The 13,986-nt window shown below is 61.3% G+C and carries 13 protein-coding genes; 5 read left to right on the plus strand and 8 right to left on the minus strand.

Translation table 11 applies throughout. The features are described from left to right. Positions 1-100: 100 nt before the first annotated feature. The 5 genes from QFX16_RS25295 to QFX16_RS25315 form a co-directional block, all read right to left on the minus strand. Positions 101-937, minus strand: a complete 837-nt coding sequence (locus QFX16_RS25295; protein ID WP_283181776.1) for an ABC transporter ATP-binding protein — start codon at positions 935-937, stop codon at positions 101-103. Then, on the minus strand, positions 925-1,728 hold the full coding sequence (locus tag QFX16_RS25300; RefSeq protein ID WP_008149230.1) for an ABC transporter permease: 804 nt from the start codon (positions 1,726-1,728) through the stop codon (positions 925-927). Before QFX16_RS25300 ends, QFX16_RS25295 begins: the two co-directional genes overlap by 13 nt. Positions 1,729-1,737: 9 nt before the next feature. After that, positions 1,738-2,724 carry an ABC transporter substrate-binding protein gene (locus tag QFX16_RS25305; protein ID WP_283181777.1) on the minus strand — a complete coding sequence of 329 codons (987 nt, stop codon included), beginning with the start codon at positions 2,722-2,724 and terminating at the stop codon, positions 1,738-1,740. Positions 2,725-3,122: 398 nt separating this feature from the next. Further along, positions 3,123-4,493: an aspartate aminotransferase family protein gene (locus QFX16_RS25310; RefSeq protein ID WP_283181778.1), complete on the minus strand. Its 1,371-nt coding sequence runs from the start codon at positions 4,491-4,493 to the stop codon at positions 3,123-3,125. Positions 4,494-4,524: 31 nt separating this feature from the next. Further along, positions 4,525-6,018 (minus strand): aldehyde dehydrogenase, encoded by a 1,494-nt coding sequence (locus QFX16_RS25315; protein ID WP_283181779.1) that lies wholly within the window; start codon positions 6,016-6,018, stop codon positions 4,525-4,527. A 226-nt stretch (positions 6,019-6,244) separates the two neighbouring features. Between QFX16_RS25315 and QFX16_RS25320 the strand changes: the two genes are divergently transcribed. Further along, complete coding sequence (locus QFX16_RS25320) at positions 6,245-7,159, plus strand: LysR substrate-binding domain-containing protein (RefSeq protein WP_095130716.1); 915 nt, start codon at positions 6,245-6,247, stop codon at positions 7,157-7,159. A 6-nt stretch (positions 7,160-7,165) separates the two neighbouring features. Here the strand turns inward: QFX16_RS25320 and hrpB are convergent, their stop codons facing one another. Beyond that, positions 7,166-9,685 carry an ATP-dependent helicase HrpB gene (gene hrpB / locus QFX16_RS25325; protein WP_283181780.1) on the minus strand — a complete coding sequence of 840 codons (2,520 nt, stop codon included), beginning with the start codon at positions 9,683-9,685 and terminating at the stop codon, positions 7,166-7,168. Between the two features lie 109 nt (positions 9,686-9,794). Here hrpB and pmcY point away from each other — a divergent pair, with 109 nt between their 5' ends. Next, a complete protein-coding gene (gene pmcY, locus QFX16_RS25330; RefSeq protein ID WP_008152885.1) occupies positions 9,795-10,214 on the plus strand; it encodes a periplasmic Zn2+ metallochaperone PmcY in 420 nt (139 codons plus the stop codon). Positions 10,215-10,243: 29 nt separating this feature from the next. Further along, positions 10,244-11,149, plus strand: a complete 906-nt coding sequence (locus QFX16_RS25335; protein ID WP_283181781.1) for a cation diffusion facilitator family transporter — start codon at positions 10,244-10,246, stop codon at positions 11,147-11,149. Here QFX16_RS25335 and QFX16_RS25340 read toward each other — a convergent pair. After that, positions 11,134-12,060 (minus strand): DUF6515 family protein, encoded by a 927-nt coding sequence (locus QFX16_RS25340; RefSeq protein WP_283181782.1) that lies wholly within the window; start codon positions 12,058-12,060, stop codon positions 11,134-11,136. The two genes, QFX16_RS25335 and QFX16_RS25340, sit on opposite strands and share 16 nt — an antisense overlap. Positions 12,061-12,496: 436 nt before the next feature. Here QFX16_RS25340 and QFX16_RS25345 point away from each other — a divergent pair, with 436 nt between their 5' ends. Beyond that, positions 12,497-12,976 carry an Lrp/AsnC family transcriptional regulator gene (locus QFX16_RS25345; protein WP_054052470.1) on the plus strand — a complete coding sequence of 160 codons (480 nt, stop codon included), beginning with the start codon at positions 12,497-12,499 and terminating at the stop codon, positions 12,974-12,976. Positions 12,977-13,119: 143 nt separating this feature from the next. Next, positions 13,120-13,329 carry a DUF2788 domain-containing protein gene (locus QFX16_RS25350; protein WP_283181783.1) on the plus strand — a complete coding sequence of 70 codons (210 nt, stop codon included), beginning with the start codon at positions 13,120-13,122 and terminating at the stop codon, positions 13,327-13,329. Here QFX16_RS25350 and QFX16_RS25355 read toward each other — a convergent pair. After that, positions 13,324-13,965, minus strand: a complete 642-nt coding sequence (locus tag QFX16_RS25355) for a pseudouridine synthase (RefSeq protein WP_283181784.1) — start codon at positions 13,963-13,965, stop codon at positions 13,324-13,326. The two genes, QFX16_RS25350 and QFX16_RS25355, sit on opposite strands and share 6 nt — an antisense overlap. Between the last annotated feature and the right edge of the window lie 21 nt (positions 13,966-13,986).

Raw genomic sequence — 13,986 nt, forward strand, 5'->3', positions numbered from 1 at the left:
TGCTCGCGAAGGTGTGTCAGTTGATATCAATGTTGCTGACACACCGCTTTCGCGAGCAGGCTCGCTCCCACAGGGATTTGTGGATGGCTGGCATTTCGGCTCAATGCTCCTCCTCCAGCTCATCGTGCAATAGCCCGAAGATCTTGCGTTTCATGTCGATGAACGAGCGCTCCATGACCATGTCCAGGGTCCGTGGGCGTTCGATCGGCACGTCCAGAATCTGCTTGATCCGACCCGGCCGCGCGCCCATCACGTAGACCCGGTCGCCCAGCAGAATCGCCTCGTCGATATCGTGGGTCACGAACAACACGGTCTTCTTGCTGTTGCCCCAGACCCGCAACAACAACTGCTGCATTTGCAGGCGCGTCTGGCTGTCGAGTGCACCGAAGGGCTCGTCCATCAGCAGGATTTGCGGATCGTTGGCCAGCGCCCGAGCAATGGCGACGCGCTGCATCATGCCGCCGGACAGCTGCTTGGCGTAGTTGTCGGAAAACCCGGTCAGGCCGACTTCATTGACGTAGTAATCGACGATCTCCTTGCGCTTGGCGGCTGCCATACCGCGACGCTTGAGGCCGAACTCGACGTTCTGCCGCACCGTCAGCCACGGGAACAGCGTGTAGCTCTGGAACACCATGCCGCGATCCGCACCCGGCCCTTGAACTTGCTGGCCACCGACGTAGATCTCGCCTTCCGTGGGCTCATTCAATCCGGCGGTGAGGTACAGCAGACTCGATTTGCCACAGCCCGAAGGCCCCACGAGTACGGCGAATTGCTGATCCGGCACTTCAAACGACACCTGATCCAGCGCGGTGAACACGCCACCGTCGGGCTTTTGATAGCGAAGGCTGACCTTGTCCACTTGCAGCCGTGGCGCGGCGTGTACCGGCGAGGCTTGTGGCGTGACGAAACGAGGGTTGACGGCGCTTACTGAGCCCATGCGGCGATCCTCAGACGGAGAAAACGGAACAGTTGATCGGTGACCAGGCCCAGCAGGCCGATGATCGCGATTGCCAGGAAAATCACATCCACCTGAAAGCCGCGCATGGCTTTGAGGCTCAAGTAACCCAGACCGCTGGAGGCCGCGACCAGCTCGGCGACCACCAGGTAAGTCCAGGCCCAGCCCATGGTCACGCGCAAGGTGTCGAGCACACCCGGCAACGACGCCGGGGCGATCACATGCAGTACCGCATCGCGGCGGTTCGAACCCAGCGTGTAAGAGGCGTTGATCAGGTCCTTGGAGATGCCTTTGGACACGTCCGCGATCATCACCAGTTGCTGGAAAAACACGCCGAAGATGATCACCGAAACCCGCTGCTCCAGACCGATGCCGATCCACAGAATGAACAGCGGCACGAACGAAGTTACCGGCAGGTAACGGATGAAATTCACCATCGGCTCAAGGAACGCCTGGACGATGCGAAAGCTGCCCATCAGCAACCCCAGCGGCACGGCCACCAGCGACGACACGATGAAGCCGACCATTACCACTTCGAGGCTGGCCCATACATGCAGGCCGAGCGTGCCGTCGCGGCTCAGGCGCACGGCGGCCTCGACCACCGCGCCCGGTGTCGGCAAGAACATGCCCGGCACCACGCCGCCATAAGACAACCCGGCCCACAGGCCGACCAACAACACCCAGGCCAGACCGCTCGCGCTCCAGATCACTGAAACCGGCAGGCCGGTCTTGGGCGTGATGCAGCGGCTCAGCCATGAATTGCGCTTGAACATGCAAACCTCCTAGAGCGGGCTGACGAAGCGGTTATCGATCAGGTCGTCATTACTGACGTTGTAGGGTTTGCCCTGCAATTCACTGGCGGTCTCGTTGGCCAGTTTGATCAGCCGTTCGCTGTCACCCGGTTTGCCCGGCGAGCCGAGGAGTTTTTCACTCATGGCCTGATCGTAGAAGCGCACGCCCTGCGCGGCAGCGGCCAGCTCCTTCGGATCGGCGAGGTAACCGCCGACGCCTTTGGCCATGATTTTGTAGGCTTCTTGCGGATGGTCCTTGGTGTACTGGACCGCCTTATACAGACCGGCCACCAACGCCTTGACGTCTTCCGGCTGTTTCTCGATGACCGTGCAGTTGAGCGCGACCACGTCGACAATCACTCCCGGCGTACTACTGCTGTCGATCAGCACCTTGCCTTGTTGCTTGCTGCGAACCATCGACAGGTGCGGTTCCCACGTCACGGCGGCAGGCACGCGACCGGCGATGAACGCGGTGGCGGCGTCGTCGGCAGTCATGTTCTGCACGGTGATGTCGCTCATTTTCATGCCGTGTTTTTTCAGCAAGTACGACAGCCAGAACTGCGAAGTCGAACCTTCGTTCACCGCCACGGCTTTGCCCTTCAGCTCTTGCAGACTCTTGACGTCCTTGCCGACCAAAACACCGTCGCCACCATGGCTGTCATCCAGTGCGGCTACAGCCTTGAAGCAGAATTGCGGACGGTACTTGAGCACCTCGTCGATGGTCGACGCCGAGCCCGACAACTCGCCCGAGGCTTGCGCGGCCATGTACATCGACGCCTCTTCGACGACGGGCAATTCGACGGTCAAACCGTTTTCCTTGAAGTAGCCCAGGTCCCGAGCCAGGTAGAGCGTGCCGTAACCGACCCACGTGGTGTGGCCGATAGAGAGGGTGCCGGCCTGAGCGCTGGTGGCGACCGTCGCGGCAATGGCGGTGACCGCCAGTGGATGTGCGAAGCGAGTAAGCAAGGACTTGATCATGGAGCACTCCCAAAGCTGTTGATTTAGTTTTGTCATGGGCAGTACGGCCAGCGGCCTTGGAGAAGTGCTGACACCTGAGGTCTCTGGTGGACCTTTCGGCGAGCAGCGTTTGGCTGACTGGCGAGGTCGATGTTGGACCAAGGCCGGGATTAGGAAAATTAGGAAATATGTCGAGGCGAGCGATGAAAAAACTGGGTAGCGTGCACTGCGAAAGGGCGCTGTGGGCGGGGATGCCCAAGGTGGGTGCAAAAGCCGGGAGAGGTGTGTTGGATGTGCCATAGCAATCGCGAGCAGGCTCGCTCCCACAGGGGATCTGTGTCGATCACAAATCCAATGTGGGAGCGAGCCTGCTCCGGGCGGCGTTCCGACGATAAGGTCCGAAGGGCCTTCCGGCAATGTCAGAGCCGGCCGTACTCCTGCGCCGTACGATCAACCGCTTTCAAGGTTTTGCCGACCAGTTCATCAACCTCTTCACGACTGGCAATCAACGCCGGCGCCATGATCATCCGCCCCAGCGTCGAACGAATAATCACTCCCTCTTCAAAGCCAATCGTGCGGCAACGCCAGGCAATGTCGTTCTCATTGGCAAAGCGCTTGCGACTGGTTTTATCCTCGGCCAATTGCAGCGCCGCCACCATGCCGACACCCTGAATATCGCCCACCAACGGGTGCTTGCCGAACACCTCGCGCAAGCACTGTTGCAGGTACGGCCCGATGTCATCCTTGACTCGCGTCACCACCCCTTCATCGCGCAATGCCGTGAGGTTGGCGATGGCCACCGCCGCCGCCACCGGGTGCCCGGAGTAGGTCAAGCCGTGGGCAAACACCCCGCCCTGCTCCACCAATACCTGAGCCATTTTCTTGGACAGAATCAATCCGCCCATGGGGATGTAACCCGAAGTCAAACCCTTGGCGATCGACAACGTGTCCGGCTCGAAACCGAAGTGCTCATGGGCGAACCATTCACCGGTGCGACCGAATCCGCCGATCACTTCGTCGGCGCACAACAGCACGTCGTACTTGCGGCAAATCCGCTGAATTTCCGGCCAGTAACTTTCTGGCGGAAAGATCATCCCGCCCGCACCCTGGAACGGTTCGGCGATAAACCCGGCGACCTTGTCCGCGCCCAGTTCGAGAATTTTCGCTTCCAGCTGCTGCGCCGCCCGCAGGCCAAATTCTGCCGGGGTCAGGTTGCCCTCGTGGGCGAAAAAGTACGGCTCATCGATGTGTTCGATGTCGGGAATCATACCGCCCATTTCGTGCATGAATTTCATGCCACCGAGCGCCGTCGCCGCCAGGGTCGAGCCGTGGTAACCGTTCCAGCGACCGATCATGACTTTCTTCTCGGGCTTGCCGAGGATCGTCCAGTAACGACGCACGGTGCGGATCAGCACCTCGTTGGCCTCGGAGCCGGAGTTGGTGTAGATCGCGTGGCTGTAGTGCCCCGGTAACAGGCTGAACAGCAGCTCCGAGAGCTCGATCACCTGCGGGTGGGTGGTGTGGAAAAACATGTTGTAGTACGGCAACTGCTCCAGTTGCCGGGACGCGGCGGCAGCCAGGTCCTTGCGCCCGTAACCGAGGTTGGTGCACCACAGCCCGGACATGCCGTCGAGGTAACGCCGACCATCGTTGTCCCACAGGTGCAGGCGCTCGCCACGGACCATCACCCGTGGTCCTTCATCGTTGAGCGCTTTTTGATCGACGAATGCGTGGATGTGGTGCGCAGCGTCGGCGGCCTGGTAGTCGCGGGTTTCACGTGGTGTGGTCATCGCCAGTTCTCCGTTTTGTTATTAGCGGCTGTTATGAGCGCAGCTGAAACCAGGTGGTCTTCAACTGGGTGTATTTATCGAATGAGTGCAGCGACAGGTCGCGGCCGAAACCGGATTGCTTGCCGCCGCCGAAAGGCACGGTCACGTCGAGCGCGTCGACACTGTTGACCGACACCGTGCCGGCTCGCAATTGCCGCGCCACACGGTGGGCGCGGTTGAGGTCGTCGGTCCACAGCGACGCGGCCAAACCGTAGACGCTGTCGTTGGCCAATTGCAAGGCGTGGGCCTCATCATCGAACGCCGTGACCGCCAACACCGGGCCGAACACTTCATCGCGAAACAGCGGCATGTCCGGGCTAACGCCGGTGAAAATCGTCGGCTGAATGAAGTTGTCGGAACCGTTGAAAATCGACTGTCGACCGCCACACAGTTTCGTCGCACCTTGGCGCTCGGCCTGCTGGATGAACTTCATGATGCGTGAGGTCTGGCGGCTGTCGACAATCGCCCCGGCGCGGCTCGACGGGTCCAGCGGATCACCCGGTTGCCAGCATTCGGCCTGCGCCTTGAGGCGCTCGACGAACTCGTCGTGGATCGAACGCTCCAGAAGCAACCGCGAGTTGGCCGAGCACACTTCACCCTGATTGAAGAAGATCCCGAACGCGGCTTTCTGCGCCGCCAGATCCAGATCCTGACAATCGGCGAACACCAGATTGGCGCTCTTGCCACCGCACTCCAGCCACACCTGTTTCAGGTTCGATTGCGCCGAGTACTGCATGAAGTATTTGCCGACTTCGGTGGAGCCGGTGAACACCAGGCAATCGACATCCGGGTGCAGACCGAGGGCTTTGCCGGTCTGCTCGCCGAGCCCCGGCAACACGTTCAGCACCCCTGCTGGCAGGCCGGCTTCCAGCGCCAGTTCGGCCAGACGCAGGGCGGAAAACGGTGACTGCTCGGCGGGTTTGAGGATCACCGAATTACCCGCCGCCAACGCGGGTGCGAGTTTCCACGCGGCCATGTCCAGCGGGAAATTCCATGGCACCACCGCAGCGACCACGCCCAGCGCTTCGCGGGTGATGGTCGCCAGTACGTTCTGCGCGCTGGGGGCGATCTGGTCGTAGAGTTTGTCGAGGCTTTCGGCGTACCAGCGAAACACCCCGGCGGCGCCCGGTACGTCGATGTTGTAGGCGTCCATCACCGGTTTGCCCATGTTCAACGAGTCGAGCAGCGCCAGTTCTTCGCGATGGGTCATGATCAGATCGGCCAGGCGCAACAGCACGTGCTTGCGCTCACTCGGCGAACGCGCCGACCAGGTTCCGGCCTCGAACACTTGCCGCGCATTGCGCACCGCGGCGTCCACGTCTTCATCGCCGCACGCGGCCACGTTGGCCAGGCACTGGCCGGTGGCGGGGTTGATCGCGGCGAAGGTCTGCCCGGACTGCGCCGCACGGGGTTTACCGCCGATCACGGCTTGATCGGGAAACTGCAGCGCAGCGGCTTTGTTTTGCCAGTCTGTAAGCTCGAACACGTTCAGATGCTCCATGGGCTTTTCTTGTGAATTGGATGGTGGCCCAGGCCTGTGTCCAGGAAAAATAGTAAAAATGTCTTCGCAGACCATGAAAAAACTGGGCAGCCGATCTCCCCGGTGGCGCGGTATGTGGTTATCGTTCAGGCATAACAACCCCGTCGTCAGAACGGATGCAGTCGGCGCGAAAATTGCCTGGATGTCGAAATCGTCCACCCCGAGGTTTGCCGTGGCTGCCTACAACCTGCGTCAATTGAAGTACTTCATCACCACCGTCGAATGCGGCAGCGTCGCCGAGGCCTCGCGCAAGCTGTACATCGCCCAGCCGGCGATCTCCACGGCGATCAAAGGCCTGGAAGACAGCTTCGGCGTGCAACTGCTGATCCGTCATCACGCCCAGGGCGTGTCCTTGACCCCCAGCGGCGCACGCTTCTACCGCAAGGCCCAGGAACTGCTGCGCATGGCCAAGGAGTTCGAACAGAACGCCCTCGCCGACAACGATGTGGTGGCCGGGCAAATCGATATCGGTTGCTTCGAAACGGTCGCGCCGCTGTACCTGCCGCAGTTGATTGCCGGGTTCTCGGCGCTGTATCCGGGGGTGAAAATCCGCATCCGCGACGGCGAACAGCAAGAGCTGGTGCAAGGCCTGACCTCGGGCACCTTCGACCTGGCGATCCTGTATGAACACGACCTCGACGCCACCATCCAGACCGAACCACTGATGCCGGCGCAACGGCCTTATGCGTTGCTGCCGGCGGATCATCGCTTTGCCCAACTCAAGCAAGTGTCGCTGCGTGATCTGTGCCTGGAGCCGATGATTTTGCTGGACGTGCAACCGAGCCGGACCTACTTCGTCAGCCTGTTCGAGGAGTTGGGACTGACGCCGAACATTGCCTTCAGCTCACCGTCGATCGAGATGGTCCGGGGCATGGTCGGGCAAGGGTTCGGCTTCTCGATCCTCGTCACCCGGCCGCATTCGGAGTGCACCTATGACGGCCAGAAAGTGGTGTGCGTGGACATCGTCGAAGACGTCACCGGATCAGGACTGGTGGCGGCGTGGCTCAAGCGCGGACAACTGACCAAACCGGCGCAGTTGTTTGCCGATTATTGTCGGGAGCAGTTGACCGCGAAGGCCGCCTCTTGAACATCTTCAGCTTTTACGAGGTTTGATTCGAGCGGTCGCCTCGGCCACCAGCGGATCATCCGGCCAGTAGTGCTTCGGATACCGCCCCTTCAAATCTTTCTTCACCTCGGCATACGTGCTGCGCCAGAAGTTCGCCAGGTCCTGGGTCACCTGCACTGGCCGTCGCGCCGGGGACAGCAAATGCAGTTTGACCACCTGCCGGCCACCGGCAATCCGCGGGGTTTCCGCCAGACCGAACAACTCCTGCAACCGCACCGCCAGAATCGGCGGCTGCTCGCTGTAGTCCAGACGAATCGATGATCCCGACGGCACGCTCAAATGATGCGGCGCCAGCTCATCGAGCCGTTGCGGCAGCGGCCACGGCAACAGGTTATGGACGATGCTCGACAGGTCCAGATTGGCGAAGTGACTAAGGCGCGAGACTTTGCCCAGATACGGCATCAGCCAATGTTCGAGGCTTTTGAGCAAAGCAGCGTCGCTGACATCTGGCCATTCGCTCTGCTCCTTACTGCCGAGATCCAGCTGCCGCAACAACGCAACCCGCGCCTGCCACTGACGCAGCTCCGGAGTCCACGGCAACAGCTCCAGACCTTTGCGCCGCACCAGATTCACCAACGCCTGACTGCGGGCGGTCTCATCGAGTCCGGTCAACGGCTCGCGGCTGAGGATCAATTCGCCAACCTTGCGCTGCCGCTCGGCGCGCAACACGCCTTCGCGCTCGTCCCAATCCAGTTGATCGACGCAGCGCACCTGTTCGGCCAGCACTGAATCGAACAGCGCCGGATCGAAATCCGCCGCCAGATAAATGCGCTCTTCACGCTGGCCCTGACGACTGCCGAGATCGGCGATCACCAGCCACGGTTGCTTCATCAAACTGTCGGCTTCGGCGAACAGCGCTGCGCGACCGTTAGCCAGGCGATACTCCGCGCCACCGGCCCGTCGCTGTTGGGCAACGCGGTCGGGATAGGCCAACGCCAACAGCGCGCCGAGCCAGCGCGGATGATCCGGATCGCTGACCGGTTCCGACGCCTTGTTCCGCAGATAACCGCGATACTGCCGCGCCAGTTGCCGAGCACGTTGCACGCCACCCTGAGCGCCGCGAGCAGCACGTTCTTCGCCGGACAACAGCACCAACCGACTGTGCAAATCAGCCCCGGCACCGCGCAAAATATCTCGCTCGCCGAGCAAGGCCGCGACATCGCAGGCCATGTCGGCCAAACCGAGCGCCTGACCGCGCAACAGCAAATGTGCGATGCGCGGATGGGCCGGCAGTTCGGCCATCGCCTGACCGTGTCGGGTCAGCGCTTCGCCGTCCAATGCGCCCAGGCGATCAAGCAAGTCCTGAGCCTGTGCATAAGCGGCCGCGGGCGGTACGTCGAGCCACACCAATTGCTCCGGTGTCACGCCCCAGCGACCAAGCTGCAACGCTAATCCGGCAAGATCCGCCGAGAGAATTTCCGCGCTGGCGTAGGCCGCCAGTTGTTCATGCTGATCTTGCGACCACAAGCGATAACACACGCCCGGTTCCAACCGCCCTGCCCGGCCGGCGCGCTGAGTCGCGCTGGCTTTGGAAATACGCTGAGTATCGAGGCGGGCCATGCCACTGCCCGGATCGAAACGCGGCACTCGCGCCAACCCGGCATCGATCACCACGCGCACGCCGTCGATGGTCAGGCTGGTCTCGGCGATGTTGGTCGCCAGCACCACTTTGCGTTTGCCGGCGGGGGCCGGATCGATTGCGGCGCGTTGGGCGGCGAGGTCCAGTTCACCGTGCAACGGGCAGAGCAAAACCTGTGTGCTATCGCCCAGTGCATCGGCGAGTTGCTGATGCACCCGACGGATTTCCGCTTGCCCCGGCAGGAACACCAGCACGCTGCCGGTTTCATCATTCAAGGCTTCGAGAATGGTCTGCACCAGACGCGGCTCGATGAATTCACCCGGTTGAAACGGTCGGCCCCAGCGCATCGCCACCGGGTACATGCGGCCTTCGCTGCGCAGGATCGGCGCGTCATCGAGCAACCCGGCCAGGCGTTCGCCTTCCAGCGTGGCCGACATCAGCAGGATTTTCAGCGGTTGATCGTCACGAAACAGCTCGCGGCCATTCAGGCTCAAGGCCAGCGCCAGATCGGCATCGAGACTGCGCTCGTGGAATTCGTCGAAGATCAGCAAACCCACGCCTTCGAGCGCCGGGTCGTCCTGCAAGCGTCGGGTCAGAATCCCTTCGGTGACCACTTCGATACGGGTTTTGGGGCCTACTTTGCTGTCGAGACGAATGCGATAGCCGACGGTTTCGCCGACCTTCTCGCCCAGCTCACTGGCCAGACGTTCCGCTGCTGCCCGAGCGGCCAAGCGGCGCGGTTCGAGCATGAGAAGGGTCTGCCCGGCCAACCAGGGCTCGTTGAGCAAGGCCAGCGGCACGCGGGTGGTTTTACCGGCACCGGGCGGTGCTTCGAGCACGGCTTCGTGGCGTGTAGCCAAGGCTTCACGCAGGGCGGGTAAAACTTCATCAATCGGCAAAGAAATCATGCTGGCTCCAAAACAGAGCGGCGAGTATAACGGCGAACTGCTCGGCGTTAATGACGGTCCTAATTCATACAGGCGTCCTTTCGTTTTGAAATTACCCAGGAGATTTCATATGCGTGTTCCCTTTCGCTTGATTGGCGGTGTATTGGTCGCGACGTTGCTGACCCAGGTGACCGCTTGCGGATCGATTTTCTACCCTGACCGTCGCGGTCAGATCGACGGCAAGATCGACCCGGCCATCGCCGCGCTCGATGCCGTGGGCCTGCTGTTCTACATCATTCCCGGCCTGATCGCGTTTGCCGTGGACTTCGCCACTGGCGCGATTTACTACGCGCCCGGCGAGACCGCACAGGTGGCCCCGGAAAAACTCAAGGAAGCCATCGGCGCCGACGGCAAGGTCGATAACCACAAGCTGCAGACTATTCTCGAAACCGAACTGGGCCGCAGCTTCCCGCTGGATGACCCGCGTCTGATCCAGCACAAGGGCAGCGCCCAGCAACTGGCCATGTTCGGCCTGCAACCTGCCGCGTAACCCGTGCATAAGAAGGAACGACAGCACCTATGATCTCCAGCTCCGAACATGCCCGTCTGCTGCGGCTGGCGACCCGTGCCTCGGTGGCGGTGGCGTGTACGCTGATCGTCGCCAAAGCCATCGCCTGGTGGTTGAGCGGTTCGGTGAGCATGCTCGCCGGGCTGACCGACTCAGCCCTCGACGGCGTCACGTCGCTGCTCAACCTGCTCGCGGTGCATTACGCCTTGCGCCCGGCCGACGATGATCATCGGTACGGGCACGGCAAGGCCGAGTCGCTGGCGGGCATGGCTCAGGCGTTGTTCATTGGTGGCAGTGCGGTGCTGATTGCCTTGCAGGCGATCGATCGACTGAAACACCCGGAACCGGTGGGGGCGCCATGGATCAGTATCGGTGTGATCGTGTTTTCCCTGGTGCTGACGCTGGCCCTGCTGATGTTGCAACATCGGGTCGTCAAGGCAACCGGCTCCAATGCGGTGCGCGCCGACTCTCTGCATTACCGCTCGGACATGTTGCTCAACGGCAGCATTCTGGTGGCGCTGGTGCTGGCCGGGTTTGGCTGGCATCAGGTCGACCCTTGGTTTGGATTGGCGATCGCCGTCTACATTCTCTGGAGCGCGATTCAGATCGGCCGCGAAAGTTTTACCGTGCTGATGGATGAGGAACTGCCGTCGGACGTCAGCCAGCACATGCTCGAACTGGCCTGCAGCGTACCGGGAGTATTGGGGGCGCACGACCTGCGTACGCGGGTTTCCGGCAACCAGTGGTTCGTGCAGTTGCACCTGGAATTGCCGGGGGATTTGACCCTGTCAGTCGCTCACGGCATCAGCGACCAAGCCGCCGATGCCATTCATGCCGCCTACCCGCGAGCCGAAGTACTGGTGCACGCCGACCCGCAGGAAGTGGTACTGGCTGGCAGGACTCAGAAAGAAACCTGATAGCCGCGACTGCTCAGGCAGTTGCCCTGGGCCTGACGGTAGGCTTGCACCACCGACGGGGCTGGCTGGTAGGTGGCCGTTCGCGGATCGAAGCCACTCTGCTGCACCGCGTATTGATAGCACTCGTAACCGTCCTGGTTGACCTGCTCTGGCGACTGACCGTTGGCCGGATACGCCACCACGTCATAACCATTGCTGACCGGTTGCGGCTGCGGTTGTACGGGCGGCTCGACCACGACGTAATCCTGAGTGCTTTCCTGATAGGCGTAATAAGAGCCGGCCGCCAGGAACAGCAGCGCACCGCCGATCCACACTTCACGCGCGTAATCAGGCAAGTAGCTGACGCGAATCCCGCGTGGCGGCTGCACCACAACATAACGCGGGCCGAGCGGGCGATACCAGTAGCCGCCGGAGTAGAAGTAATCCTGACCGCGATACGGCACTCGGTAATCACGGTCCGGGAAGCGGTCGATCACATGACCGGGACGGTACTGCGGGCCAGGTCCCCAGCCATTGCCATGCCCATCCGGGCGACCGGCCCAGCGATGGTCATCGGGACGCGGACCGTTGTTCTGCCAGTGCTGGCTGTTATCGTAGCGCCGCGGCACGTCCTGGTAGTAACCACGCTGCGGCTGCTGGGTCTGGCGCACGGTGTCGGGCCGGCCCTGAATCGGCAGGTCGTTGGCCGGTAGCTGCGGCGGTGGTGGAGGTGGTCGAACCGGATTGTTGTAATCGTGCTGCGGCCGGGGCTGGTTACTGCCGTCTTGGCCCTGATTGTTTCCCTGATGGCCATCCGAGCCGCGTTGCCCGCTATCAGGGCCACGGTTTTGCGGCTCATCGGCCAGCGATTGCGCAGTGACACTTACACACAGCAAACCAACACCGGCCAAACGCCAGATGCGCGACTTCATGCTTTTCCTCACTGCGGGTTAGGGCCTGTACGTAAGACTGGGAAAGCACCGGCCGGTTCTGCAACAGGTTATCAGTCGCGTAACCTATTTATTGAGCGCCGTCGTCAAATTCCGGGCAAAAGAAAAGGGAGACCCGTCGGCCTCCCTTTAGAGAACTTCGTCCGTGCTCGACGCTTATGACGTCGGCTCACCTCACGCCGTCTTCTGGACAGTGTGTAGCTCGGGGGCCGGCTCATCCCCGGTGGGGGTGGCGACCGCAGCTGGCCTGATTGGGCGAGCCGCACTGGACTGTTTGTCCGAGCAGTGATTCTGGTGATAAGAATAGGCTCGCGGCGCCGGCAGAGGATTGCGAAGATTGCTCAAATAAACATCACTTGCGCAATTTTTAACCCTGGATAGATAATCCACCGCAATAGTTATGACAAAGGCCTGATTGATGAGCAAACTCGACCGATACGACCTGAGCATTTTGGCGGAATTGCAGCGCGACGCGCGCATCTCCAATCAGGAACTGGCCGAACGCATCGGCCTGTCCCCATCGCCATGCTCACGACGGGTCAAGCAGCTGGAAGACGACGGTTACATCTCCCGTCAGGTGGCCCTGCTGGACCGCAAGATGCTCGGCCTGAGCCTTACGGCTTACGTGTTGATCGGCATGGACCGCCATACACCGGAGCGGTTCGAGAACTTCGAAGCGGCGATTCGTACGTTGCCGCAGGTGCTGGAGTGCAGTTTGGTGACCGGGATGGATGCCGACTATCAGCTCAAGGTCGTCGTGCCGGACATGGACCATTATCAAAAATTGCTGCTGGGACACCTCACTCGGATTGAAGGGGTGACGAGTGTGCGGTCGAGTTTTGTGCTTAATCAGGTGCTCAACAGTACCGAGTTGCCGCTGACTCATCTGCGTGGCTGAGGACGTCATCGTCGGAACGCCCGCCGATGGGGCCGACACAGACGACGAATGACTGCGGCATGGTGCCGCAGGTCAATGCCCCGCCAATTCCCCATGTCGTATACTCCAGCGCCTTTTAGCCCCGCCCGCGCTGGAGATGTTCGATGGATCCTGCAGTATTCGAAGAGTGGATGATGACCGGACTGGTCAGCATTCTGATCATTTTCATGGGTTTCATCGTTTGGGACCTGGCGAAGAAGTCCAAGGCCGGGCGCTTTGGCTCGTTCATTCTGTTTTCCGTACTCGGCCTGGGCGTCGCCGCGTTCGTGATCAAAAGCGTGGTGATCGGCCTGATCGAATCCGGCTCGTTATAAACGTGCCGGCACTTCCTTCCACTGGCCCTGATCAAGTCCTTCTATGGTCCAGTCGCCAATTCTGACCCGCACCAGACGCAACGTCGGCAAGCCGACCGCTGCGGTCATGCGCCGCACCTGACGGTTACGACCTTCGCGAATCACCAGCTCCAGCCAGCTGGTCGGCACGCTTTTGCGAAACCGCACCGGCGGATTGCGTGGCCACAGCTCGGGCTCTTCCAACTGTCGCGCCTCGGCTGGCAAGGTCATACCGTCATTCAGCTCGACGCCATCGCGCAAACGCTGCAATTGCTCGGCACTCGGCTCGCCTTCCACCTGCACCCAATAGGTCTTCGCCAGTTTGTGTTTCGGGTCGGCGATCCGCGCCTGAAGCTGGCCATCATTGGTCAGCAGCAGCAAACCTTCACTGTCGCGGTCCAGTCGTCCTGCCGGGTAAATCCCGGGAATCTCGATGAAATCCTTGAGCGTCGCCCGCCCTTCGCCGTCGCTGAATTGCGTCAGCACATCGAACGGTTTGTTGAACAGAATCAGCTTCGGCTCGGCCGGCGGCGCTTTGGCAACACGGCGCGGGGCTGAGGACGATGGCACAGGTTTCACGCCAGGGCGGCGGGAAACGGGACGTTGAGGACGGGACATGGGAAAAGGAACATCTAACGG

The organism is Pseudomonas svalbardensis (assembly GCF_030053115.1).
GTDB lineage: Bacteria > Pseudomonadota > Gammaproteobacteria > Pseudomonadales > Pseudomonadaceae > Aquipseudomonas > Aquipseudomonas svalbardensis.